Consider the following 23,705-nt stretch of genomic DNA (forward strand, 5'->3'; position numbering starts at 1 on the left):
CAACCACGCCGCCGAGCTGGTTGCCACCAGTTTGGACGAACGTCGACGGGTTTTGGTCGTTGAAGCCATTCACGCCCAGCGCCGAGTTGGCACCCTTGTTCAGGATGTACGTAGCCGAGGCGTACACGTCGGTACGCTTCGACAGCGCGTAGTCGGCGGTCGTCACGAACTGCCACGGGTTAGCCTTGGCGTTACGCATATTCTGGTAGTAAGCGGCGCCCGACAGCGACAGAGCCGGGGTCAGCTGATAGCCCAGACCAACCCAACCCAGGTTCGAGGCGGTGTTCAACGTGCCAGCAGCACCCGGCAGGGTCGCGTTGTTGTAAGCCTTAGCGTAACGGTAGCCAGCGTAGATCTTGGCCGGGCCGAAAGCGTAGGTACCAGCGATGGTGGCGCGGCGGGTCAGCTGTGCGCTGCTGGCACCGAGGCCGTTCGACTGATCATAGGCGGCACCAACCGAGAACGGGCCAGCAGCGTAGCTTGCCAGGAAGCCGTATTCGCGGCCATTCGTGAAGTTACCCGGGGTTTCGTTGCCGTTGTTAGTGAAGCTGTAGAAGGCCGAAGTGGTCAGGCCACCGAAAGTACCGGTGTACTTAACGGTATTGTCGGCGCGGAAAGCGTATTCCGGAGCCGTCGCGGTAATGCTGTAACGGGTCGCAATGGCCATCGGATCATAGATCAGGCCGAAATCATAGAACGTGGTCTGCTGGCGGCCCAGGGTCAGCGTGCCGTACTGGTTCTGCAGGCCGACGTAGGCGGCACGACCGAACAGGCGGCCGCCTTGAGCCGATTTACCGTCGTCGACGCTGAAGCCGCTTTCCAGGACGAAGATGCCCTTCAGACCGCCGCCCAGATCTTCCACGCCACGCAGGCCCCAACGCGATCCGGATTGGTTGCCCGACTGCATAGCCCACAGGTTGTTGCTGTTGGTGTGCGCTGCGTTCGTAGCGTTCTTGTTGGTGTATTCAATACCAGCGTCAACAACGCCGTACAGGGTCACGCTCGATTGGGCATACGCACCACCAGCGGCCAGGGCAGCTACAGCGGCTGCAAACAGTTTCATCTTCATATCGACACTTTCCTTGTCAACTGATTGGGAAATCTTGGCTTGCCCAAGTGCTTGGGCGACGCATTTACCTTCACGTCTGCTGCGTATTATGGGTCAGCCCCCCCGGCCGCTAGAAGGCTTTTTCGTCGTAAACCATGGTTACGGAGGCATTTTGTTGTGATGTCGCAACAGCATACACGGTGATTTTCACCGTTTTGGTGCAAAAGTTGCGGTGCCAAGCCTTGTACTCGCCATTCGGCCCGGCCGTCAATCCGGCTGGGCTTCGCTGGCTGCAGCGTCCACGGCAGCCGGCTTTGCGGTGAATCGGGCCATGATCAGCCCCAACTCATAAAGCGCCACCAAGGGCACTGCCAGCAACAGCTGGGACAGCACATCCGGCGGCGTCACCACGGCGGCGATCACGAAGGCGCCCACGATCACGTAGGGGCGAATCTGCTTTAGCTTCTCCAGCTCGACCACGCCGAAGCGCACCAGCACGATCACGACCACCGGCACCTCGAAGGTAATGCCGAAGGCCAGGAACATGGTCATGGCGAAGCTGAGGTACTTGTCGATGTCGGTCGACATCTCGGCCCCCAGCGGGGCGTTGTAGTGCGCCATGAAATGGAACACCGTGGGAAACACGAGGAAATAGGCAAACGCCACGCCGCAGATAAACAGGATATAGCTGCTGCTCACCAGCGGCACGATCAACCGCTTCTCATGCTGGTACAAGCCGGGCGCAACGAACTGCCATATCTGGTAGAGCACCCAGGGCAGCGCTATCAGGAAGGCCACCAGCAGCGTCACCTTCATCGGCACGAAGAAGGAGCCGGTGACATCGGTGACGATCATCCTGCCGCCCTTGGGCAGCGATTCCATCAACGGCTTGGCAAACAGGTTGTAGATGTTTGGCGCCCAGTACACCAGGCTGACGAACACCAGGATCACGCCCGACGCAGCCTTGACGATACGCGAGCGCAACTCCACCAGGTGAGAGATGAAGGTTTCCTGCTGACCATCGTCTTGAGGGTCTTGGGGATCTTGGGAACGGGAGTCGCTCATGGCGTGGACCGCTCAGCCGGGGTGGCTGGCATCGAGGAATCAGTGGCGATACAACGGCACGGCGCGCAAGTCGGAACGCACGACAGCGATGGCCGGCCGGGTACCGGCGTGTGGACAAGCCCCTTCATGCTCACTCGAAGAAAGAGCGGGCGGGACCGGTGGCGGGACGGTGGCGCTTGACGCGCGCGGCGCCGGATTGCGCCCACACGCGTACATTGTGCTGGCGCTTGTACCACAAGGGCTGCGCGCCTTGCTTGACGCGCCAGCTCTTGCGGCCGTTGTGGGCCTTGTGCGCCGTGTCCCAGGATGGCACGTAGCCGCTGGGCGGGCTTGCCCCCTCCTGCGCGCTGGAATCGGTGCCGGTCAGCGCATCGTTCAGGGCCTGGCCGTGCTCGTGCACTTCCTTGTGGATAGTGCGCTCTACATCACGCGCGGCGTCCTCGAACTCCGTGCGCATCTTGCGCAGTTCGTCGAGTTCGACCTCGCGGCTGACTTCTGCCTTCACATCGTTGATATAGCGCTGCGCGCGGCCGACCAGTGCGCCGACCGTGCGCGCCACCTTCGGCAGCCGCTCGGGACCGATCACCACCAGCGCCACCGCGCCGATCAGTGCAAGCTTGGAAATGCCGAGATCGATCATGCGAAGTTCGAAAGGATGAGGCCGCAACAACGGCCGCCCCGGCCAGCGCACAGATCGTCACGCTGGCGAGCGTGGCAAAGCGAACGTGGCCGGCAAGGCATTGCTGCCAGTAGGAAGGGCATCAGGCGTGCTGGCAAGAGTGGGATCGCGCTTACTGCTGGCGCGACTTTTCCTTGGCTTCGACGTCGATGGTGGTGGCGTCGCGCAGCTCCTTGGCGGGCGCGTCCGGAGCGTCAGCGGGATTGCCGTTGGCATCCTTCATGCCGTCCTTGAAGCCCTTCACGGCGCCGCCGAGGTCCTGGCCGATATTGCGCAGCTTCTTGGTGCCAAAGACCAGCATGACGATCACCAGCACGATGAGCCAGTGCCAAATGCTAAACGAACCCATTTTCTGCTCCTGATGAAGCCTGGGGCGGCGCCTTGCCATCCCGGCTTGTTGTTCCGTCACTGAAGGCCATGCCGGGCGACGGTTGCCGGCACGGCATCTGACCGAGGGCCACACGGCCCGCGGTCCTGCATGGGTTGGCTGCCAGGCTGGCTTGAGGCCAGCCGTTAAGGCAGCGGCACCTTCCACTGGTTGCGCGGGCCGCCAAGCACGTGCAGATGGAGGTGGTACACCTCCTGTCCGCCATCCGGACCGGTATTGATGACCGTCCGGAAACCATTGCCACAGCCTGCCGCGCGCGCCAACTCGGGCACTTTCAACATCATTTTAGCAAGCACCGCGCTTTCACCGGGTCCGCAATCGGCCAGCGAATCGACATGCACCTTGGGAATGAGCAGGAAGTGTACCGGGGCTTTCGGGTGGATATCATGGAAAGCCAGCATTTCGTCGTCTTCATACACCTTGCGCGACGGTAGCTGGCCGGCCACGATCCGGCAGAAGAGGCAATTGTGCGGTGAATTCATGAAAATTTCGTTGCGCGCAGCAAATCAGGCTGCGATTTCGCCGTGAACCTGCCAGAAACCCGTCGGGATCCCGTCAGAAACGTCAGAAACGCTGATCCGGGTACATCGGCTTGCTGTCGTTCAGGTAGAGCCAGCCCTTGACGATACGATACAACATCCACAGGGACAGCACGCCCCATACCGCGAAGGCCAACGGTATCAGGATCACCGTGGCAAACAGCACGCCCCCCAGGATGGCCCACGCCACCGACCACCAGAAGGACCGGATCTGCCAGGCAAAGTGGGAACCGTAGAGGGTGCCCTGCGTGTCGTCACGCTTGACGTACCCCACCACGATGGCGATCAGCGCGGTGATGCCGCCAGTCAGCCAGAAAATGGCGTACAGGGCATAAAGAATGTGCGTCAGCTTGCGCAGGCTGGCGAGCCGATCGTTGTCAGCGGTGATCACATCCCCCATCGTCGTTGCTCCTCAAAGCGGCTCGAATCTGCTGGTAGCTGCGGGTTGCCCGGCCGGCCGGCGCGAGAATTCAGCTGCCGTCGGCCTTGCGCTGGGCTTTTTCCTCGAGGCCGGACAGGCCTTCGCGGCGGGCCAGTTCGTTGACCACGTCGGCCGGCTTCAGGCCGAAGCGGGCGAGCAGCACCATGCTGTGGAACCAGAGATCGGCCACTTCGTACACCACCTTGCCGACTGCCTCAGGGCCCAGGCCGGCGGCGCGGGCGTCCTTGGCTGCCATCACGGTCTCGGTGGCTTCCTCGCCGATCTTCTTCAGGATGGCGTCGTCGCCCTTGTGGAACAGGCGTGCCACATAAGACTTGTCCGGATCGCCGCCGTTCTCCGGCTTGCGCGACTCCAGCACGGCGGCCAGGCGGGCCAGCACGTCCGCGCTGCTCAAGTGTTGCTCGCTCATGGCTTGGCCGCGTAAATGGTGGACGGATCCTTGAGCACGGGCTCGACGGTCTGCCAGTCGCCGTTGTCGGCGTCGCCTTCGAACTTCTGGAAGAAGCAGGAGTGGCGCCCGGTGTGGCAGGCGATGCCGTCGTTCTGGGTGACCTTGAGCAGGACTACGTCTTCGTCGCAATCCAGGCGCATTTCGTGCACCTTCTGCACGTGACCGGATTCCTCGCCCTTGTGCCACAGGCGCTTGCGCGAGCGCGACCAGAATACGGCCTCGCCGATCTCCGCGGTGCGCTGGAGCGCTTCGCGGTTCATGAACGCAAACATCAGCACGTCGTTCGAGCCGACTTCCTGGACGATCACCGGCACCAGGCCGTTGTCGTCCCACTTAACCTTGTTGAGCCACTTCTTTGCCATGTCGGTTCGCCGTGTTCAGATTCGCACCGGAATGCCCTCGCGGGCCATGAATGCCTTTGCTTCGCCAACGGTGTGCTCGCCGTAGTGGAAGATGCTGGCGGCCAGCACCGCGTCGGCGTGCCCCAGCTTGATGCCGTCGGCCAGGTCCTTCAGGCCGCCCACGCCGCCCGAGGCGATCACCGGCACCGACACCGCGTCGCTGACAGCCCGCGTGAGCTCGAGGTCGAAGCCGCTCTTGGTGCCGTCGCGGTCCATGCTGGTGAGCAGCAGCTCGCCGGCGCCGCGCGCGGCCATCTCGCGTGCCCATTCCACGGCGTCCAGGCCCGTGGCCTTGCGCCCGCCGTGGGTGAAGACTTCCCAGCGCGCCGGCTCGCCGGGCGCGGAGCTGCGCTTGGCGTCGATCGCGACCACGATGCACTGCGAGCCGTAGCGCGCGGTGGCGTCCGACACCAGCTGCGGGTTGGCGATGGCCGAGGAGTTGACGCTGATCTTGTCCGCGCCGGCATTGAGCAGGCGCCGCACGTCTTCCACGGCGCGCACGCCGCCGCCCACCGTCAGCGGGATGAAGACCTGGGAGGCAACCGCCTCGATGATGTGCAGGATCAGGTCGCGGCCGTCGCTGGTCGCGGTGATGTCAAGAAAAGTGATTTCATCAGCACCCTGCTCGTCGTAACGGCGGGCGATCTCGACCGGGTCACCCGCGTCGCGCAATTCGACGAAGTTGACACCCTTGACCACCCGCCCGTTGGTCACGTCGAGGCAGGGGATGATACGTTTGGCTAGCATGGGATTCCTTGCCCGCCACGGCGCTGCACGCATGCACAGCGCCGGTGGCTGCAATTGTCGCGCGCGAGGCGCGTTGTCTTACTGCTCGGCGCCGAGCTTGTCGGCAAGCGCCTGGGCTTCAGCGAAATTGAGGTCGCCCGAATAGATCGCGCGGCCGCAGATGACGCCTTCGACACCATCCTTTTGCACGCGGCACAGGCGTTCGATATCGGCCAGGTCGGACAGCCCGCCGCTGGCGATCACCGGAATCGTCGCCGACTGCGCCAGCTTGACGGTGGCATCGATGTTGATGCCCTGCAGCATGCCGTCGCGGCCGATGTCGGTGTAGATGATGGCTTCCACGCCGTAGTCCTCGTACTTGCGCGCGAGGTCCGCGACTTCGTGGCCGGTCAGCTTGCTCCAGCCGTCGGTGGCGACCTTGCCTTCGCGGGCGTCCAGGCCAACGATGATATGGCCACCGAACGCCGTGCAGGCATCCTTGAGGAAACCCGGATTCTTGACCGCGGCAGTGCCGATGATCACGTACGACAGGCCGCCGTCGAGCCAGCGCTCGATAGTATTCAGGTCGCGGATGCCGCCGCCGAGCTGGATCGGGATCTCATCGCCCACCTCGGCGATGATGGCCTTGATGGCAGCTTCATTGCGGGGCTTGCCCACGAACGCACCATTGAGGTCGACCAGGTGCAGGCGCCGTGCGCCCTGCTCCACCCAGTGACGTGCCATGGCGGCGGGATCTTCGGAAAAGACGGTGGCCTGGTCCATGTCGCCTTGTTTAAGGCGTACACATTGACCGTCCTTCAGGTCGATGGCCGGAATGAGCAACATAAGTGTGACGAGCGTGATTGAGTGAAAGAGAAAATTGAGCTAGCCACCGTGGCCGGCCAACTCGGTCCCGAAAAAGCCGCTATCGAGGTTCAAGGATTCCAGTGCACAAAGTTCCGGTACAGCTGCAAGCCCATGGCGGCGCTCTTTTCCGGGTGGAACTGCGTGGCAAAAATATTATCGCGCGCCACCGCGCTCGTAAATACGACACCGTAGTCGGTTTCGCCGGCGATATGCGCCGGATCCTGCGCATGCACGTAGTAACTATGCACGAAATAGAACCAGCTTTCATCAGGAATGCCAGCCCACAGCGGATGGGAGCGCGCTTGCCGCACCCGGTTCCAGCCCATCTGCGGCACCTTGTAGCGCGAGCCGTCCGGCTGGGTCATGCCCTCCAGCTCGAAGCGGATCACCTCGCCGGGCAACAGCCCCAGGCAAGGCGTGCTGCCGTCCTGCGCCCTACTTTCCTTGCTGAAGTCGAACAGCATCTGTTCGCCAACGCACACTCCCAGCATCGGCTTGCTGGCAGCGGCCTCGATCACCGCCTGCTGCAAGCCGGAAGCGCCCAGCGCGCCCATGCAGTCGGGCATTGCCCCTTGGCCGGGCAGCACCACGCGGTCCGCCGCGCGGATCGCCTCGGGCTGGTCCACCACCTGCACGTCCGCCTCAGGCGCCGCCGCACGCAGGGCCTGCGCCACCGAGCGCAGGTTGCCCATGCCGTAATCCACAATTGCTATGGTAGTCATGATTTCAAAACAGGCAACAATGTCTTAAGCCCGTCCACAATGAATTCCACGGCCAGCGCCGACAGGATCAGTCCCATCAAGCGCGTGCCGATATTGATGCCAGTGCGGCCGATCACGCGCGCGATCGGGTCCGCGGCGCGGAACACTATATATACCACTGCGCCCAGCGCGATCCCAATTCCGACCAGAATCAGCAACTGATACCAGTGCTGGGTCTTGCCGGCATAGACGATCACCGTGCTGATCGAGCCGGGCCCGGTCAGCAAGGGCAGCGCCAGCGGCACCACCGCGATGCTGGCCTTGGCTTCCGCCTCGTCCTCTTCCTCGGGCGTCGCCTTGGTGCGACCGGTCTGGGCATTCAGCATGTTCATCGCCATCATGATCATGATGAGGCCGCCGCCCACCTGCAGCGAGGCCACCGAGATGTTGAAGAACTCAATGATCTGCTGGCCCAGCAAGGCGGAGATGCCCACTACCGTCGCCACCGAGATCGCCGCGATCTTGATGGTATGCCGCTTTTCTTCCTCGGTCTGCTGGGTAGTCAGGCTGATGAAGAACGGGATGGCCCCGATCGGGTTGATCAGCGCCAGCAGCGAGATGAACGACTTAAGCGTATCCATCGGGTTGGGCTAATGTCGCGCTAATGCCGCGTCGGTGCCGCATCGGCACCACGTTGATCGGAGGTTTGCCGCCGGCGGCGCAGAACGCGCCGCCATGCGAGGCTGGTGGACGCCGTTCAGGCTCAGCCGACGAGGGTGCCCTTGGTCGACGGAATCGTGTTGCCGGCGCGCGGATCCATTTCCACCGCCATGCGCAGCGCACGGCCGAAGGCCTTGAACACGGTTTCGCATTGATGGTGGGCATTGATGCCGCGCAGGTTGTCGATATGCAGCGTTACCGCGGCATGGTTGACGAAGCCGCGGAAGAACTCGATGGTCAGGTCCACGTCGAAGCTGCCCACCCGCGCGCGGGTGAACGGCACGTGGAACTCCAGGCCGGGACGGCCGGAGAAGTCGATCACCACGCGCGACAGGCATTCGTCCAGCGGCACATAGCTGTGGCCGTAGCGGGTGATGCCCTTCTTGTCGCCGATAGCCTTGGCAACGGCCTGGCCAAGCGCGATGCCGACGTCTTCCACCGTGTGGTGGTCATCGATATGGGTGTCGCCGCTGGCTTCAACCTCGAGGTCGAACATGCCATGGCGGGCGATCTGGTCCAGCATGTGGTCGAGGAACGGCACGCCGGACGCCAGTTTCTGGCGGCCGGTGCCATCGAGATTCAGCGAAACGCGAATTTGCGTTTCCGAAGTATTGCGGGTGACCTCTGCAACACGCATGGTGTTAATCCTGCAACGCTGCCTGGAAGGCAGCGAGAAATTGCGCGTTCTCTTCGGGAGTGCTGACCGTGACGCGCAGACAGTTGGCCAGCAATGGGTGCATTTTACCCACGTTCTTGATCAAAACCTTGCGCGCGAGCACCCCGTCGAACACGCGGGCGGAATCGGCGACGCGCACCAGCAGGAAATTCGCGGCGCTCGGGTACACCGTCACGCCCGGCAAGGCAGCCAGGGCGCTGGCCACGGTGGCGCGCTCGGCGCGCAGTTGCGCAGCCTGCTGGTCCAGCACATCGACGTGCTCCAGCACGAACAGCGCGGTGGCCTCCGTCAGCACATTGACGTTGTACGGCGGGCGCACCTTGTCGAGCTGCGAGAGCCATTCCGGTGCGCCGGCCAGGTAACCCAGCCGGATGCCGGCCAGGCCCAGCTTGGACACGGTACGCATCACCAGCAGGTTGCCGAACTCGGCCAGGCGCGGCATCCAGGTGTCCTGGGCGAATGGCTGGTAGGCCTCGTCGACCACCACCAGGCTCTGGCAAACCTCGCCCTGGGCGGCACGCACGATGGCTTCCATGTCATCCGCATCGAACAGGTTGCCGGTGGGATTGTTGGGGTAGGCCAGGTAGATGATGGCCGGCTGGTGCTCGGCCATGGCCGCGAGCATGGCGGCACGGTCGAGCGTGAAATCCGCCTTGAGCGGCACGCCGACGAATTCCAGCCCGGCAAACTGGGCGGACATGGCGTACATGACGAAGCCCGGCACCGGTGCCAGCACCTTGGCGCCCGGCCTGGCGGCGGCCAGCGACAACATGCTGATGATCTCGTCCGAGCCGTTGCCCAGCAGCACGTCCATACCCGCGGGCACGTCCATGACCGTTTTCAGGCGCGCGCGCAGCACTTCGCTGCTAGGCACCGGGTAGCGGTTCAACGCCACCTCGGCCAGCCGCGCGGCCAGCTTTGCGCGCAGCGCCTCGGGCAGCTGGTAGGGGTTTTCCATCGCGTCCAGCTTCACCAGACCGTGCGAATCCGGCACATGGTAGGCGCCCATGGCGCGTACGTCGTCACGGATGATGCGTTCGATCAGGGAAGGCTGCACTACGGACATTGGATTACCTCTTGGGTCGGTGGTCGGTGCGGATTGCGGGTATCTGGCCGGCTCCTGGACAAACCCGGGAGCCCGGCCGCTTTGCCTAAAGTGCGCTTCAGTTGCGCCTCAGGCGGTATTCGGCACTCCGGGCGTGGGCCTGCAAGCCCTCGCCGTAGGCCAGCTCGGCGGCGATCTGGCCGAGCATCTGGGCGCCCTGCTCGCTCACTTCGATCAGGCTGGAGCGCTTCTGGAAGTCATACACACCCAGCGGCGACGAGAAACGCGCGGTGCGCGAGGTCGGCAGCACATGGTTGGGCCCGGCACAGTAGTCGCCCAGCGACTCGCTGGTGTAGCGGCCCAGGAAGATGGCGCCGGCGTGGCGGATCTTCTCGGCCCAGTGGCGCGGGTTCTCGGCGGAAATCTCCAGGTGCTCCGGCGCGATCGCGTTGGCGATCTCGCAGGCCTCGTCCATGTCGCGTACCCGGATCAGCGCGCCGCGCCCGGACAGCGAGGCACGGATGACATCGCGGCGCGGCATGGAATCAAGCTGGCGGTGGATGCTCTCCTCCACCTGGGCCAGGTAGTTCGAGTCCGGGCACAGCAGGATGGATTGCGCGAGCTCATCGTGCTCGGCCTGCGAGAACAGGTCCATCGCCACCCAGTCCGGATCGGTGGTGCCGTCGCAGATCACCAGGATCTCGGACGGGCCGGCGATCATGTCGATGCCGACGGTGCCGAACACGCGGCGCTTGGCCGCCGCCACGTAGGCGTTGCCCGGGCCAACGATCTTGTCGACCTGGGGCAGCGCGCCCGTGCCGTAGGCCAGCGCGCCAATCGCCTGCGCGCCGCCGATGGTGAACACGCGGTCCACGCCGGCTATCTGCGCGGCGGCCAGCACCAGCTCGTTGCGCACGCCGCCCGGCGTGGGCACGACCATGATGACTTCCTTGACGCCGGCCACGCGCGCGGGGATGGCGTTCATCAGCACGGACGACGGGTACGCCGCCTTGCCGCCCGGCACATAGATGCCGACGCGGTCCAGCGGGGTCACCTTCTGTCCCAGCACGGTGCCGTCGGATTCGGTGTATTCCCAGCTGTGGCTGCCGCACTCGATCTTCTGCTTCTCGTGGTAGGCGCGCACGCGCGCCGCCGCAGTCTCCAGCGCCGCGCGGCGCTTGGGCTCGAGTTCGTCGAGCGCCGCTTCGAGCTTGGCCGGCGAGATCTCCAGCGCGGCCATCGAGGCGGCTTCGACGCGGTCAAAGCGTTGCGTGTATTCCAGCACCGCGGCGTCGCCGCGTGCCTTCACATCGGCAAGGATCTGCGCCACGGCGCGATCGATGGCGTCGTCTTCACCGGCTTCAAACGCCAGCACCTTGCGCAACTCGGCGGCAAAGCCCTGCTCGGTTGAATCCAGCCGGCGGATTTCGAGGTTTTCCATAGAATTTTCGTTCATGACTCCATTCCCCAGGCTCTCTCCTGCGCGGCATCAAGCCAGCGCGGCGGAGGCCCGTTCAAACGCGTCGAGAATCGGGGCAAGCCGCTCACGCTTGAGTTTGAGAGCAGCCTGGTTGACCACCAGGCGCGACGATATCTGCACGATCTCTTCCACTTCGACCAGGTTGTTGGCACGCAGGGTCCCACCGGTGCTGACCAGGTCGACAATGGCGTCAGCCAGTCCCACCAGCGGCCCGAGTTCCATCGAGCCATACAGCTTGATCAGGTCCACGTGCACGCCCTTCTTGGCGAAGTGCTCGCGCGCGGTCTGCACATACTTGGTGGCCACGGCCAGCCGCGCGCCCTGGCGCACCGCGCTGGCGTAGTCGAAACCGGCCGAGGTCGCCACCGACATGCGGCATTTGGCGATATTCAGGTCGATCGGCGCGTACAGCCCGGCCATGCCGTGTTCCATCAGCACGTCCTTGCCCGCCACGCCGAAGTCGGCCGCGCCGTATTGCACGTAGGTCGGCACGTCTGAGGCGCGCACGATGATGACGCGCACGTCCGGATCGGAGGTGGGCAGGATCAGCTTGCGCGAGGTTTCCGGATCCTCGGTGACATGGATGCCGGCCGCCTCGAGCAGCGGCATGGTTTCGGTGAAGATCCGGCCCTTGGAGAGGGCCAGCGTCAACTGGGTCGGGGAGGGGCTCATCTGCGTCCTTTTATCTTTTCGTGCGCTCAGGCGATGCGGCGGATCTTGGCGCCCACGGCCGACAGCTTGTCTTCCATGCGGTCATAGCCACGGTCGAGGTGATAGATGCGGTCGATCACGGTCTCGCCCTCGGCCACCAGGCCGGCGATCACCAGGCTGGCAGAGGCGCGCAGGTCGGTCGCCATCACCTTGGCGCCCGACAGACGGGGCACGCCGGTGACCACCGCGGCATTGCCTTCCACCGCGATGTCGGCGCCCAGCCGGTTCAGCTCCTGCACGTGCATGAAGCGGTTTTCGAAAATGGTTTCGGTAATGCGGGCCACCCCGCCCGCCACGCTGTTCAGCGCCATGAACTGCGCCTGCATGTCGGTCGGGAAGGCCGGGTATTCTGAGGTGCGAAAGCTCACCGACTGCGGGCGCTGGGCCATCTTCAGGCGGATCCAGTCCTCGCCGGTCTCGATGGCAGCGCCGGTTTCGCGCAGCTTGTCGAGCACCGTGTCCAGGATGTGCGGCGACACGCCGCGCAGCACCACGTCGCCCAGCGTCGCGGCGGCCGCACACAGGAAGGTGCCGGCCTCGATGCGGTCGGCGATCACGGCGTGGCTGGCGCCATGCAGGCGCTCCACGCCCTGCACCACCAGGCGGTCGGTGCCGATGCCCTCGATGCGGGCGCCCATCTTGACCAGCAGGTTGGCCAGGTCGGTCACCTCAGGCTCGCGCGCGGCGTTCTCGAGCACGGTCTCGCCGTCGGCCAGCGTGGCGGCCATCAGCAGGTTCTCGGTGCCGGTCACGGTGATCATGTCGGTCACCACGCGCGCGCCCTTCAAGCGCTTGGCGCGGGCATGGATAAAGCCGTGCTCGATGCTGATCTCGGCGCCCATGGCCTGCAGGCCCTTGATGTGCTGGTCGACCGGTCGCGCGCCAATGGCGCAGCCGCCGGGCAACGACACACGCGCCTCGCCGAAGCGCGCCACCAGCGGGCCCAGCACCAGGATCGAGGCGCGCATGGTCTTGACCAGTTCGTAGGGGGCCTCTGGCGAGTTGACGTCGGCGCCGTTGAGCGTCACTTGCGCGCCATCCTGCTCGGCCTTCATGCCCATCTGGCGCAGCAGCTTGAGCGTGGTGCCCACGTCCTGCAGCCTGGGAACGTTGTCGAGTGAGATGGTGTCCGCGCTAAGCAGCCCGGCGCACAGGATCGGCAGCGCAGCGTTCTTGGCGCCGGATACGCGGATCTCGCCTCGCAGCGGGCCATTGCCCTGGATCTCGAGTTTGTCCATGTTCTTTCAATTCCGGCCGGCCGCCCGCTGGCGTCCGGCATGGTTCATTACGGTCCGTGGCGGTGCGTCAAGGGCGCGCCGCCGCAGCATCTGGTACCCGTGGGCCGCCGCGCGTGGTGCGGGCCCTGTTTGTCATGTCCGGCCTGTCGGGCGGCCAGCTTGTTGGTCCGTATTTTTTTGTGCGGGGCCGGCTGGTTCCGGCGCTTACTGCTTGCCCTCGCCCGCCTGCGCCTGCCATTCGGCCGGCGTCAGCGTCTTCATCGACAGCGCATGGATCTCGGCGCGCATGCGGTCGCCCAGCGCGGCGTAGACCTGCTGGTGCCGCTGGATCAGGCGCTTGCCGTCAAACTGGGCGCTGACGATGGTGGCAAAGAAGTGCTGGCCGTCGCCCTCCACTTCCAGGTGTTCGCAGGACAGCCCTTGGGCGATATAGTCCCTGACTTGTTGGGGTGTAGGCAGCATGATGGTCTTTTCGCGTTGATTCGCTTGCGTTTCCGGATCTGGATAGACGGGCTCTTGGCTTTCTGCTCTTGTGCTCTTGTGCTCTTGCGGGCGGCGTTCAGTGGCGCAGCTTGTAGCCGCTCTTGAGCAGCTGCAGCGCGACCGTGGCAAGCACCACGAAAGCCGTACCCACGACTGCGAGGCTGAAGGTCGGCGCCACGTCGGAGACACCGAAGAAGCCATAGCGGAAGCCGTCGATCATGTAGAAGAACGGATTGGCATGCGACACCGCCTGCCAGAAGGGAGGCAGCGAGTGGATCGAATAAAACACGCCGGACAGGAAGGTGGCCGGCATGATCAGGAAGTTCTGGAAGGCCGCGAGCTGGTCGAACTTCTCGGCCCAGATCCCGGCGATCAGCCCCAGCGTGCCAAGGATCGCCGCACCCAGCACGGCAAACACCAGGATCCACGCGATATTGGCGAAGTGCAGGTTGGCGAACCAGGCCGTCACCAGCAGCACACCCAGGCCCACGGCCAGGCCGCGCACGATGGACGCCACCACGTAGGCGCCGAACATCTCCCAGTGCGACAGCGGCGGCAGCATGATGAACACCAGGTTGCCGGTGATCTTGGATTGGATCAGCGACGACGAACTATTGGCGAAGGCGTTCTGCAGCACGCTCATCATCACCAGGCCCGGCACCAGGAAGGCGGTATAGCTGATCTGGTCGTACACCTTCACCCGGTTCTCCAGCACATGGCCGAAAATCAGCAGGTACAGGATCGCGGTGAGCACTGGCGCGGCCACGGTCTGGAAGCTGACCTTCCAGAAACGCAGCACTTCCTTGTAGAGCAGGGTGCGAAAGCCCACCAGCCCCCCCACCGCCATCGGCGCGAGGTGCGTGTTGATGGCCTCTTGCGTGCCGTCGAATTCAGTTGGCATCTTCATGCTGCAGCCTCCACCGCCGTATCCGGCAGCGCACCCGGCATATGACCTTCGCGCCGCATGATCTGCACGAACACGTCCTCCAGGTCTGCCTTGTTGATTTCCATGTCTTCGATCTCGCAGCCGGCCTCGCGGCAAGCGGCCAGGATCGGCTCCACCGCCGGATAGCCCGACAGGCGCAGGCGCACGGCACGCTCGCCCGGATTGGAGGACGGCATGCGCAGCGGCTCGAGCGCGGCCGGCAACGTGCCTCGGGAGAACGTCAGCGCCAGCTGCAACCCGGCGAACTGGCTCAGCAGGTTGCTGGTGCGGTCCAGCGCCACCACCTCGCCGAACTTGAGCATGGCGATGCGGTCGCACAGCGCCTCGGCTTCTTCGAGGTAGTGGGTGGTGAGGATAATGGTGTGGCCTTCGCGATTCAGGCGCGAGATGAACTTCCACAGCGTCTGGCGCAACTCCACGTCGACCCCGGCGGTGGGCTCGTCGAGCACGATGACCGGCGGCCGGTGCACCAGCGCCTGGGCCACCAGCACCCGCCGCTTCATGCCGCCGGAGAGCTGGCGCATATTGGCGTCGGCCTTGTTGGTGAGATCCAGGTTGGCCATGATCTCGTCGATCCAGTCGTCATTGCGGGTCAGGCCAAAATAGCCGGACTGCAGGCGTAGCGTCTCGCGCACCGTGAAGAAGGGATCGAAGACCAGCTCCTGCGGCACCACGCCCAACATGCGCCGCGCCAGCCGGTAATCGGACACCACGTCGTGGCCGAGCACGCTGACGCTGCCGGAATCGGCACGGTTCAGGCCCGCCAGGATGGAGATCAGCGTGGTCTTGCCTGCACCGTTGGGGCCGAGCAGGCCGAAGAATTCGCCCCGCTCGACGGTGAAGCTGACGCCCTTGAGCGCTTGCAGGTTGCGGTAGCGCTTGCGAACATTTTTGAGTTCGATGGCTTTCATGGCCGGATACTGTTTGGCAGACGCGTCGGGCTTTTGTGGGCTCGCACGCCGGCCTCCTTGAAATGGCGGGGACCGCCTGGGTGCTTCGACCGTGTCTTGTCCGAGCCTTATATGCCGGAACGGTCGAACAACCCGGAATTATAGGGGATGCGGGAGCAGTCCCGCTTTGAGCGCGAGGCGTGGCGCGAGCCATCGCCCGGGCATCGCGGTAGCAAGCGCAGATCAGCAGCTTGCCACGGATGCCGGTTCAATGTCGGTGGGAAACGGTGTCTTGCGCGCCCCGCGCGCCCGTGGCGCCCGCCTGGGCGCCAACTTGCAGCAGGGAATCGACGCCGTACAGCGTGGCCAGCTCAGCCAACTGGGCCGGTACGCCAACGAACGCGAGCGACTGGCCGCGGCTGCCGGCATCGCGCTGCCAGGCCAGCAGCACGGCGACGGCGGCGGAGTCGACCTGGGTCAGCTTGCTGCAGTCCACCTGGGCTTCGCCCTGGGCCAGGCGTGCCAGCCCGTCACGCAGCACGGTGGCGGCGTTGCGGTTGGTCAGCGAGGTGTCGAGCGAAAGCATCTGGCAGCGGTCCGGGGATGCGGGTCTGGAAAAAAGCACTCCCGCGAGTACGGGAGCGCTCATTGTAGAACACTTCGGCCAGCCATGCTGCGCCGCGGCCTGCCTTGCAGGCAGGCAAGCAGGCTCAGTTCTTGGCGTTGGCGAGCTGGCGGTTGCGGTCCTGCAGCGTCTTGATCACGCCGTCCACGCCCTGCTGGCCCACGATGGTGTTGAAGCTGCCCTTGTAGGCTTCGGTCAGCCAGGCGCCCAGCACGTTGATGTCATAGACCTTCCAGCCTTGCGGGGTCTTCTCGAGGCGGTAGTCGAGCTGGATCGGCTCGCCCTTGTTGATGACCTGGGTGCGGATGGTGGCGTCGGTATCGTCCGGGCTGCCGCGGTACGGGCGGAACTGCACGGTCTGGTCGCGGATCTGCGCGATGGCGCCCGAATAGGTCCGGATCAGCAGGGTCTTGAACTCGTCGGCAATCTGCTTTTGCTGCTCGGGCGTGGCCTTGGACCAGTTGCGGCCCATGGCGATCTGCGTGGTCTTCTGGAAATTCGCGTTGGGAAGGATCTTCTGCTCCACCAGCGCCGAGATCTTGCCGATGTTCCCGGCCTGCATGTCCTTGTCCGCCTTGACCGAAGTCATCACGTCGCCGACCACGGCCTTGACCAGCCCGTCGGGCGTGCTGGCATCCTGCGATTGAGCGTGGGCGGCGCCGGCAAAGGCAACCACGGTAAGAAAAGGCAGCAACAGTCGCTTCAGCATATCTTGTCCTTATCAATTCGATAACGCAGGGGCACCGCAGTATGGCAGCCTTGCGCGTCCCGGCCCCAAGGCCGGTAATGGTCATGCGCCCAGTTGGAGTTCGGGCGAGGCCTGCGAGTTCGCGGCGCCGGAGCTTCCGGCGCCACATCTTCATACTTTGTTGCACCGCTCACAGCGGCGACACGAGCTGCAACAACGCCCGCTCAACGCAGGCGGAAATTGCCCATATTGCCAGGCATCTGCACGGGCGGCGTGGGCAGTGACTGATTTTCCTGCGTGGCGTCCGGCGGCGGGCTGGTCGGCACGGTATCGTCATGCTCCGGCGGGTTGCCATCATAGATCTGGTACTCGCGGCGCTGCAGGTACGCGTCGCGCATGAAGGCGTACTTGTCGAGCGCCGCCATTTCGATCAGGCCCGTGGCGCCAAGCAGCGAGGCCCGGGCGTTGATGACACGCACCCCGAACAGCGAGTTGCGCAGCCACACGGGATCGATATACGCCGACGGATCGATCTGGCGGTCGACCAGCATGCCGGCAGTATCGCGCACCGTGCTCGGCCCGAACAGCGGCAGCACGAGGTACGGGCCTGCCGGCGCCCCCCATACGCCCAGCGTCTGGCCGAAATCCTCCTTGTACTTCGGCAAGCCGGCCGGCGTGGCGATGTCGATCAGGCCGCCAATGCCCAGCACGCTGTTGATGACCACGCGCATGGAGTCTTCCGCGGCGCGGGTGGGCTTGCCCTGCAGCAGGTTGTTGACGGCCGAGTAGACATCGCTCACGTTGGAAAATGCGTTGTCGATCGCGGTGCGGATCGGCGACGGAACGTAATCGGCGTACACCTGGGCGACCGGGCGCAGCACGGTCCTGTCGACGGCGTCGTTGACCTTGAAGACTTCCCGGTTGAGGGGCTCGAGGGGATCCTTCGGGTTGGCCGTCGGGCCGGTTGCGCAACCTGCCGCCAGCCATGCGACCGACGCTGCCAGCAACCAGTTTCGTCCCGCACGCCAGCGCGCAGCAGCACGCTTGCCGGTCATTTCAATCCCCCCGCTGCACCGCTGGCGGCTCCGGCTCCGGCTCCAGTTCCAGCGGCAGCGCCGCCGGCGCTGTTGCCACCGGCCCCTGCATCGGCGGCCTTGTTGTACAGGAACTGCCCGATCAGGTTCTCCAGCACCACGGCCGATTGCGTCATGGTGATGCGCGAGCCTTCCGCCAGCATGGCGGTATCGCCGCCCGCCTCAAGGCCCAGGTACTGCTCCCCGAGCAAGCCGGAGGTCAGGATCTTGGCCGAGGTGTCCTTGGGAAACTGGTAGCGCTTTTCCAGGTTGATGGTCACGGTCGCCTGGTAGGTCTTGTCGTCGAAGCGGATATCGGCCACCCGGCCCACCACCACGCCGGCACTCTTTACCGGGGCGCGCGGCTTCAGGCCGCCGATATTATCGAAGCGCGCCTGCACCGAATAGGTCTCCTGGAACGACAGCGTACTCATGTTGCCGGCCTTTAGCGCCAGGAACAGCAGCGCCACGAAACCCGCCACAACAAACAGCCCAACCCAGAAATCGAGTGTATTTCTTTTCATCTGCGTCTCTTCTTCAAGTACTCCGGCTCCGGCGACCGCACCGGCCAAGTCAGCTGAACATCAGCGCAGTCAGCAGGAAATCCAGCGCCAGCACCGCCAGCGAGGCAATCACCACGGTGCGCGTAGTGGCGCGCGACACGCCTTCCGGCGTCGGCTTGGCCTGATAACCCTGGTACAACGCTATAAACGTCACCGCGATGCCAAAAATGAAGCTCTTTATGACGCCATTGAGCACGTCATTGCGAACATCCACCCCATTTTGCATCTGCGACCAGAACGCGCCCGCGTCCACGCCGATCATCTGCACCCCGACCACATAGCCGCCCAGGATGCCAACGGCGCTGAAAATCGCCGCCAGCACCGGCATGGCAACCACGCCAGCCCAGAAGCGCGGCGCGATCACGCGCTGCAGCGGGTTGACGGCCATCATTTCCATGGCGCTAAGCTGCTCCCCAGCCTTCATCAGGCCGATCTCGGCGGTGAGCGAGGTGCCGGCGCGGCCGGCGAACAGCAGCGCCGTCACCACCGGACCCAGCTCGCGCACCAGCGACAGCGCCACCAGCAGGCCCAGCGCCTGCTCCGAGCCGTAGCGATTCAGCGTGTAATAGCCCTGCAAACCCAGCACGAAGCCGACAAACAGGCCAGAAACCGCGATGATCACCAGCGACAGGTTCCCGACAAAGAAAATCTGGTCGCTCACCAGGCGGAAGCGGCGCAGCAGCGCCGGGGACATCGCCAGGACGGTGAAGAACATGCGCGTGGCATGGCCCAGGCCGCTGAACGACTGCCGCACCGCGGAGCCGATGCTCATGAAGAATCCCATCATCGTCCCGCCCCGCTCACGAAGTCCTCGGCCAGCGACGGCCCCGGATAGTGGAATGGAACCGGGCCGTCGGGCTCGGCATGGACGAACTGGTGCACGAAGGGATCCGTCGAGGCGCGCAGGGCCTCGGGCTCGCCTTCGGCGGCAATGCGGCCATTGGCGATGAAATAGACGTAGTCGGCAATGAGGAAGGTCTCGTTGACGTCGTGCGACACGATGATGGTGGTGGCCCCCAGCGCGTCGTTCAGGCTACGGATCAGGCGCGCGGTCAGGCCCAGCGAGATCGGGTCGAGCCCGGCAAAGGGCTCGTCGTACATCAGCAAGGCGGGATCGAGCGCGATGGCACGGGCCAGCGCCACCCGGCGCGCCATGCCGCCGGAGATCTCCGAAGGCATCAGCTCGCGCGCGCCGCGCAGGCCAACCGCATTGAGCTTCATCAGCACCAGGTCGCGGATCATCGACTCGGGCAAGTCGGTATGTTCGCGCAACGGGAAGGCAACGTTATCGAACACCGAGAGATCGGTGAACAACGCGCCAAACTGGAACAGCATGCCCATCTGCCGCCGCACGGCATACAGGTCATTGCGGTCGAGGGTGGGGATATTGGCGCCGTTGAAGAGCACCTGGCCGCTCTGCGGCCTGACCTGGCCGCCGATCAGGCGCATCACGGTGGTCTTGCCGCAGCCGGAGCCGCCCATGACAGCCACCACCTTGCCGCGCGGGAAGCGCATGCTAAGGCCTGACAGGATTGGCTTGCCGCCCGCCGTATAGGCGAAATCGACAGCTTGGAGCTCGACGAGGTTTGAGGCGTAATCGGTCACGTTGGCACCGTGTTAGGCAGTCCGCCATTATAAGGGCTACTACCTAGCGCTGCCCGAGGCAGTGTGCCGCAATCCACATCCGTTAAACGCAAATAATTGTTTCCTCACATTTGCGTTGCAAACTTCAATCGCCCTGCCCGCATAAGTGCCCCTTAAGGCTCGGTCGGCCCGCCGGTTTGCCGCAAGATAACCTGCCACTGGATCGATTCCGAGCGGATCGCCGTTGCAAAGGCTTCCGGCGAATCGCGCAGCGGCGTCAGCCCGGCCGCCAGCAAGCGGTCCCGCACCTCGCGCTCGCCCATGATGCTATCCAGTTCGCTGGCGATCCGCGCCACGATGGCATGCGGCGTCTTGGCCGGGGCAATGACGCCGTACCAGGCGCCCGCGCCGTAGCCATCCAGCCCCGACTCCTGCAGCGTGGGCACCGTGGGCGCCAGTTGCGAACGCGCCACGCCAGTCACGCCGAGCAAGCGCAAATTGCCACTCTTGACCTGGGCCTGCACGGAAGCAAATGCGCAGAAGCAGGCGCTGACGCGCCCGGCAAGCATCTCCTGCACCACCGCCGCTTCGCCCTTGGCCGTGACCAGCGGCACCCCGTTCGGCACACCGTGCACGGCATATTGGGCATAGAGGTGCGAGGGGCTGCCAGCCTGGCCGGAACCGTAGCTGTAGGATCCCGGGCTGGCGTTGACCGCGGCGAGCCATTGCTGTGGCGTGCGCATCGGCAGGCGCGCATCGATCACCAGGAACAGCGGCATGGTCGCGACCCGCGCCACCGGCGTGAAGTCGCGCACCACGTCGTAAGGCACCGGCTCCAGGCCCGGCTGGATCAGCATGGTGGCCTGGTGGAACAGCAAGGTATGCCCGTCGGAACTGGCCTTGGCCACCACGTCTCCCGCGGTGGTGCCGCCCGCGCCGGGCCGGTTGTCGACGTCGACCGGCACGTCGAGGTGTACCGCCAGGCGCTCGGCCAGCAGGCGCGCGACAGCATCCGGCACGCCGCCGGCCGGAAAAGGCACGATCAGCCGGATAGGTCGGACGGGAAACGATATCGGGCGCGTAAACGCTGCCGGCGTCGCGGTAGCCGGCACTGAGGCTGGCCGGGCAAGGCCGGGTCCGCTCGCAGCAAGCAGCAGGGCAGCGAGGAACAGTGGATGCCAGACGTGCAAGAACAACTGCAGACAAGCCGGCATGGCAGCGGGGTGAAGCAACTTCGCCTTACCTCGCCAAAGCCGCGAAACAATGCGCACTTCGGACATCAATTCCTCCGGGCCACTGGCATTGCCGTGGCATCTTGATCGGCTGAAAAGGGATTAGCGAGGCAGTCGTTGTTTTTAATGTTCAGATCATTCTACGAAGAATGCCTAGAGCCGCACAGACCACGTTAACCATAGCCGGGACAACCCTGTGAGCACGGCTGGGCGCGGCTCTCCGGGCATCCACGGCCTCTCTCGTTTGGCGCCGCCTATAATCGCCCGTCATGCGTGAATACACTCTGCGGCCCATGCGGGCCACCGACCTGCCCGCCGTGCTGGAAATCCAGGCCCAGTGCTATCGCGGGATGCTGCTGGAGTCCGCCGCGGCGCTGGGTAGCCGCCTGGCGCTGTCGCCCGCCACGTGCTGGGTGGCTGCCGGGCAGGAAGGCAAATTGGCAGCCTACCTGTTTACCCATATGTGGCCGCAGGACAGCCTGCCCGCACTCGACGGCGTGCTGGAGCGGCATTGGGAGCACGCTGGTGAGCCGGCCAGCACGCTGACCTGGTTCGTGCACGACATGGCGGTGGCGCCCGCCGGCCAGGGCAAGGGCATGGCGCCAGCGCTCTACGCTGCTGCCCGTGCGGCCGCGCTCGATGCCGGATTGCGCTCGTCGCGGCTGGTCGCCGTGCAATCGGCGGCGGCCTGGTGGCGCAGACTCGGGTACGAGAATTTGACGCCCGCCAACGCTGCCTTGTCCGCCAAACTGTCGGCTTACGGCGACGACGCCGTGCTGATGGGCAGCGCGCTGCAGCCACGCTGAGCGCGCCGCAATAAAAAAACCCGCCCGGCTTGCGCGGGGCGGGTCTTGCGACGCGATCAACGCGTCACGGAATCACCATTTCAGCAGATCAGCGCGGCAGTTCCGAATGCCCCATCAGGAAGGCATCGACCGAACGCGCGGCCTGGCGGCCTTCGCGGATCGCCCACACCACCAGCGACTGGCCGCGGCGCACGTCGCCGGCGGCGAACACCTTGGGCACGTTGGTGTGGTAAGCGCGATCGCCTTCGGTGCTGGCACGCGCGTTCTTGCGCGCGTCGGTGTCCACGCCGAAGGCGGAGAGCAGCGACCCCACCGGGTTGGTGAAGCCCATGGCCAGCAGCACGAGGTCAGCCTTGAGGATGAACTCGCTGTCCGGCACTTCCTGCATCTTGCCGTCCTTCCACTCGACGCGGCAGGCCTTCAGCGCGGTGATCTTGCCGTTCTCGCCGATGAATTCCTTGGTGGCCACCGACCAGTCGCGGCTGCAGCCTTCGTCGTGCGAGGACGAGGTGCGCAGCTTGATCGGCCAGTACGGCCACACCAGCGCCTTGTTCTCTTCTTCTGGCGGCTGCGGCAGCAGCTCGAACTGGATGATCGATTCCGCGCCGTGGCGGTTCGAGGTGCCCACGCAGTCGGAGCCGGTGTCACCGCCGCCGATCACGATCACGTGCTTGCCATCGGCGCGCAGCGCGTTGGGCTCGTCGCCGGCCACTTCCTTGTTCTGCGGGATCAGGAATTCCAGCGCGTAGTGAATGCCGTCGAGGTCGCGCCCCGGCACCGGCAGGTCCCGCGGCACTTCCGAGCCACCCGCCAGCACCACGGCGTCGAACTGGTCTTGCAGGGCCTGGGCCGAGATGGTTTCACGCGCATAGTTCTTGATGCCGGCCGGCAGTTCGCCGTCGGTCACCATCACGCCGGCACGGAAGGTCACGCCTTCGGCCTGCATCTGCTCCATGCGGCGGTCAATCAGCCACTTCTCGAGCTTGAAATCAGGGATGCCGTAGCGCAGCAGGCCACCGATGCGGTCGTTCTTCTCGAACACGGTCACGTCGTGGCCGGCGCGTGCCAGCTGCTGGGCGACGGCCATGCCTGCGGGGCCGGAGCCGACCACGGCAACGGTCTTGCCGGTCTTGTGCTTGGGCGGTTGCGGGGCAACCCAGCCTTCTTCCCAGGCCTTGTCGATGATGGCGTGCTCGATCGACTTGATGCCGACCGGTGCTTCATTGATGCCCAGCGTGCAGGCCGCCTCGCACGGTGCCGGGCAGATGCGGCCCGTGAACTCGGGGAAGTTGTTGGTCTGGTGCAGCACCTCGATCGCCGACTTCCAGTCCTGGCGGTAAACCAGGTCGTTGAAGTCAGGAATGATGTTGTTGACCGGGCAGCCGTTGTTGCAGAACGGAATGCCGCAGTCCATGCAGCGCGCGCCCTGGATCTTCGCTTCGCTGTCGGACAGCGCGAATACGAATTCCTTGTAGTGCTTCACGCGCTTGGTTACGGGCTCGTAACCTTCGTTCTGGCGCGGAAATTCGAGAAAGCCAGTCGCCTTACCCATGTTGCGTCCTTGGTCATGCTGAGCGGCGCCGGCGCATGCGCCGGCCCCGCGGTGAGGTCAGTATCTTGTGAGGCCGGCGCGGATCC

General features: G+C 64.7%; 29 protein-coding genes. 1 reads left to right on the plus strand and 28 read right to left on the minus strand.

Annotated elements, in window-relative coordinates:
• From ACYP5B_RS20485 to ACYP5B_RS20615, 27 genes are all read right to left on the minus strand, one after another.
• The coding region (locus ACYP5B_RS20485; protein ID WP_459570942.1) for a porin at nucleotides 1-1,069 on the minus strand (1,069 nt) is incomplete at its 3' end.
• A 246-nt stretch (nucleotides 1,070-1,315) separates the two neighbouring features.
• Nucleotides 1,316-2,113, minus strand: coding sequence for a twin-arginine translocase subunit TatC (gene tatC / locus ACYP5B_RS20490; protein ID WP_400091540.1), 798 nt, complete (start codon nucleotides 2,111-2,113; stop codon nucleotides 1,316-1,318).
• Nucleotides 2,114-2,243: 130 nt separating this feature from the next.
• Complete coding sequence (gene tatB / locus ACYP5B_RS20495) at nucleotides 2,244-2,753, minus strand: Sec-independent protein translocase protein TatB (protein ID WP_400091541.1); 510 nt, start codon at nucleotides 2,751-2,753, stop codon at nucleotides 2,244-2,246.
• Nucleotides 2,754-2,904: 151 nt separating this feature from the next.
• Nucleotides 2,905-3,141: a Sec-independent protein translocase subunit TatA gene (gene tatA / locus ACYP5B_RS20500; protein ID WP_400091543.1), complete on the minus strand. Its 237-nt coding sequence runs from the start codon at nucleotides 3,139-3,141 to the stop codon at nucleotides 2,905-2,907.
• 164 nt (nucleotides 3,142-3,305) lie between these two features.
• Nucleotides 3,306-3,662 (minus strand): histidine triad nucleotide-binding protein, encoded by a 357-nt coding sequence (locus ACYP5B_RS20505; RefSeq protein ID WP_267604534.1) that lies wholly within the window; start codon nucleotides 3,660-3,662, stop codon nucleotides 3,306-3,308.
• Nucleotides 3,663-3,744: 82 nt separating this feature from the next.
• Nucleotides 3,745-4,119, minus strand: a complete 375-nt coding sequence (locus ACYP5B_RS20510; RefSeq protein WP_318231179.1) for a DUF4870 family protein — start codon at nucleotides 4,117-4,119, stop codon at nucleotides 3,745-3,747.
• Between the two features lie 70 nt (nucleotides 4,120-4,189).
• Nucleotides 4,190-4,570 carry a phosphoribosyl-ATP diphosphatase gene (locus ACYP5B_RS20515; RefSeq protein WP_253931149.1) on the minus strand — a complete coding sequence of 127 codons (381 nt, stop codon included), beginning with the start codon at nucleotides 4,568-4,570 and terminating at the stop codon, nucleotides 4,190-4,192.
• The gene (gene hisI, locus ACYP5B_RS20520) at nucleotides 4,567-4,974 is read right to left on the minus strand and encodes a phosphoribosyl-AMP cyclohydrolase (protein WP_006159660.1); all 408 of its coding nucleotides are present in this window, start codon (nucleotides 4,972-4,974) and stop codon (nucleotides 4,567-4,569) included. Before hisI ends, ACYP5B_RS20515 begins: the two co-directional genes overlap by 4 nt.
• Before the next feature lie 15 nt (nucleotides 4,975-4,989).
• Nucleotides 4,990-5,760: an imidazole glycerol phosphate synthase subunit HisF gene (hisF, locus tag ACYP5B_RS20525; RefSeq protein WP_267604535.1), complete on the minus strand. Its 771-nt coding sequence runs from the start codon at nucleotides 5,758-5,760 to the stop codon at nucleotides 4,990-4,992.
• Nucleotides 5,761-5,838: 78 nt separating this feature from the next.
• Nucleotides 5,839-6,585 carry a 1-(5-phosphoribosyl)-5-[(5-phosphoribosylamino)methylideneamino]imidazole-4-carboxamide isomerase gene (gene hisA / locus ACYP5B_RS20530; protein WP_318231181.1) on the minus strand — a complete coding sequence of 249 codons (747 nt, stop codon included), beginning with the start codon at nucleotides 6,583-6,585 and terminating at the stop codon, nucleotides 5,839-5,841.
• An 89-nt stretch (nucleotides 6,586-6,674) separates the two neighbouring features.
• The gene (hisH, locus tag ACYP5B_RS20535) at nucleotides 6,675-7,328 is read right to left on the minus strand and encodes an imidazole glycerol phosphate synthase subunit HisH (RefSeq protein ID WP_267604537.1); all 654 of its coding nucleotides are present in this window, start codon (nucleotides 7,326-7,328) and stop codon (nucleotides 6,675-6,677) included.
• Complete coding sequence (locus tag ACYP5B_RS20540; protein ID WP_267604538.1) at nucleotides 7,325-7,948, minus strand: YchE family NAAT transporter; 624 nt, start codon at nucleotides 7,946-7,948, stop codon at nucleotides 7,325-7,327. The genes hisH and ACYP5B_RS20540 overlap by 4 nt, the downstream gene beginning before the upstream one ends.
• Before the next feature lie 122 nt (nucleotides 7,949-8,070).
• Nucleotides 8,071-8,664, minus strand: a complete 594-nt coding sequence (gene hisB / locus ACYP5B_RS20545; protein ID WP_006159655.1) for an imidazoleglycerol-phosphate dehydratase HisB — start codon at nucleotides 8,662-8,664, stop codon at nucleotides 8,071-8,073.
• Between the two features lie 4 nt (nucleotides 8,665-8,668).
• The gene (gene hisC, locus ACYP5B_RS20550) at nucleotides 8,669-9,769 is read right to left on the minus strand and encodes a histidinol-phosphate transaminase (protein ID WP_459570943.1); all 1,101 of its coding nucleotides are present in this window, start codon (nucleotides 9,767-9,769) and stop codon (nucleotides 8,669-8,671) included.
• Between the two features lie 97 nt (nucleotides 9,770-9,866).
• Nucleotides 9,867-11,204 (minus strand): histidinol dehydrogenase, encoded by a 1,338-nt coding sequence (gene hisD, locus ACYP5B_RS20555; protein ID WP_459570944.1) that lies wholly within the window; start codon nucleotides 11,202-11,204, stop codon nucleotides 9,867-9,869.
• A gap of 33 nt (nucleotides 11,205-11,237) precedes the next feature.
• Nucleotides 11,238-11,900 (minus strand): ATP phosphoribosyltransferase, encoded by a 663-nt coding sequence (gene hisG, locus ACYP5B_RS20560; RefSeq protein ID WP_150985708.1) that lies wholly within the window; start codon nucleotides 11,898-11,900, stop codon nucleotides 11,238-11,240.
• Nucleotides 11,901-11,926: 26 nt separating this feature from the next.
• Nucleotides 11,927-13,177, minus strand: coding sequence for a UDP-N-acetylglucosamine 1-carboxyvinyltransferase (gene murA / locus ACYP5B_RS20565; protein ID WP_459570945.1), 1,251 nt, complete (start codon nucleotides 13,175-13,177; stop codon nucleotides 11,927-11,929).
• Between the two features lie 204 nt (nucleotides 13,178-13,381).
• A complete protein-coding gene (locus ACYP5B_RS20570) occupies nucleotides 13,382-13,639 on the minus strand; it encodes a BolA family protein (protein WP_006159650.1) in 258 nt (85 codons plus the stop codon).
• Nucleotides 13,640-13,736: 97 nt separating this feature from the next.
• A complete protein-coding gene (locus ACYP5B_RS20575) occupies nucleotides 13,737-14,507 on the minus strand; it encodes an ABC transporter permease (protein WP_400091615.1) in 771 nt (256 codons plus the stop codon).
• Between the two features lie 56 nt (nucleotides 14,508-14,563).
• Nucleotides 14,564-15,517, minus strand: coding sequence for an ABC transporter ATP-binding protein (locus ACYP5B_RS20580; protein ID WP_267604544.1), 954 nt, complete (start codon nucleotides 15,515-15,517; stop codon nucleotides 14,564-14,566).
• A gap of 247 nt (nucleotides 15,518-15,764) precedes the next feature.
• Complete coding sequence (locus tag ACYP5B_RS20585) at nucleotides 15,765-16,082, minus strand: STAS domain-containing protein (protein WP_400091549.1); 318 nt, start codon at nucleotides 16,080-16,082, stop codon at nucleotides 15,765-15,767.
• 124 nt (nucleotides 16,083-16,206) lie between these two features.
• Nucleotides 16,207-16,830: an MlaC/ttg2D family ABC transporter substrate-binding protein gene (locus tag ACYP5B_RS20590; RefSeq protein WP_267604546.1), complete on the minus strand. Its 624-nt coding sequence runs from the start codon at nucleotides 16,828-16,830 to the stop codon at nucleotides 16,207-16,209.
• Between the two features lie 203 nt (nucleotides 16,831-17,033).
• On the minus strand, nucleotides 17,034-17,864 hold the full coding sequence (locus ACYP5B_RS20595) for an MlaA family lipoprotein (protein WP_318231184.1): 831 nt from the start codon (nucleotides 17,862-17,864) through the stop codon (nucleotides 17,034-17,036).
• Nucleotides 17,861-18,406, minus strand: a complete 546-nt coding sequence (gene mlaD, locus ACYP5B_RS20600) for an outer membrane lipid asymmetry maintenance protein MlaD (RefSeq protein WP_459570946.1) — start codon at nucleotides 18,404-18,406, stop codon at nucleotides 17,861-17,863. Before mlaD ends, ACYP5B_RS20595 begins: the two co-directional genes overlap by 4 nt.
• A 49-nt stretch (nucleotides 18,407-18,455) precedes the next feature.
• The gene (gene mlaE, locus ACYP5B_RS20605) at nucleotides 18,456-19,232 is read right to left on the minus strand and encodes a lipid asymmetry maintenance ABC transporter permease subunit MlaE (protein WP_459570947.1); all 777 of its coding nucleotides are present in this window, start codon (nucleotides 19,230-19,232) and stop codon (nucleotides 18,456-18,458) included.
• Entirely contained in the window at nucleotides 19,229-20,050 is an 822-nt protein-coding gene (locus tag ACYP5B_RS20610; RefSeq protein WP_400091554.1) for an ABC transporter ATP-binding protein, read from the minus strand. The genes mlaE and ACYP5B_RS20610 overlap by 4 nt, the downstream gene beginning before the upstream one ends.
• A gap of 152 nt (nucleotides 20,051-20,202) precedes the next feature.
• Nucleotides 20,203-21,243 carry a Bug family tripartite tricarboxylate transporter substrate binding protein gene (locus ACYP5B_RS20615; protein WP_400091617.1) on the minus strand — a complete coding sequence of 347 codons (1,041 nt, stop codon included), beginning with the start codon at nucleotides 21,241-21,243 and terminating at the stop codon, nucleotides 20,203-20,205.
• Between the two features lie 287 nt (nucleotides 21,244-21,530).
• Between ACYP5B_RS20615 and ACYP5B_RS20620 the strand changes: the two genes are divergently transcribed.
• A complete protein-coding gene (locus ACYP5B_RS20620) occupies nucleotides 21,531-22,067 on the plus strand; it encodes a GNAT family N-acetyltransferase (RefSeq protein ID WP_459570948.1) in 537 nt (178 codons plus the stop codon).
• An 88-nt stretch (nucleotides 22,068-22,155) separates the two neighbouring features.
• Here the strand turns inward: ACYP5B_RS20620 and ACYP5B_RS20625 are convergent, their stop codons facing one another.
• Nucleotides 22,156-23,619 (minus strand): glutamate synthase subunit beta, encoded by a 1,464-nt coding sequence (locus tag ACYP5B_RS20625; protein WP_183034187.1) that lies wholly within the window; start codon nucleotides 23,617-23,619, stop codon nucleotides 22,156-22,158.
• Between the last annotated feature and the right edge of the window lie 86 nt (nucleotides 23,620-23,705).

It is taken from the genome of Cupriavidus sp. 8B (genome assembly GCF_054589115.1).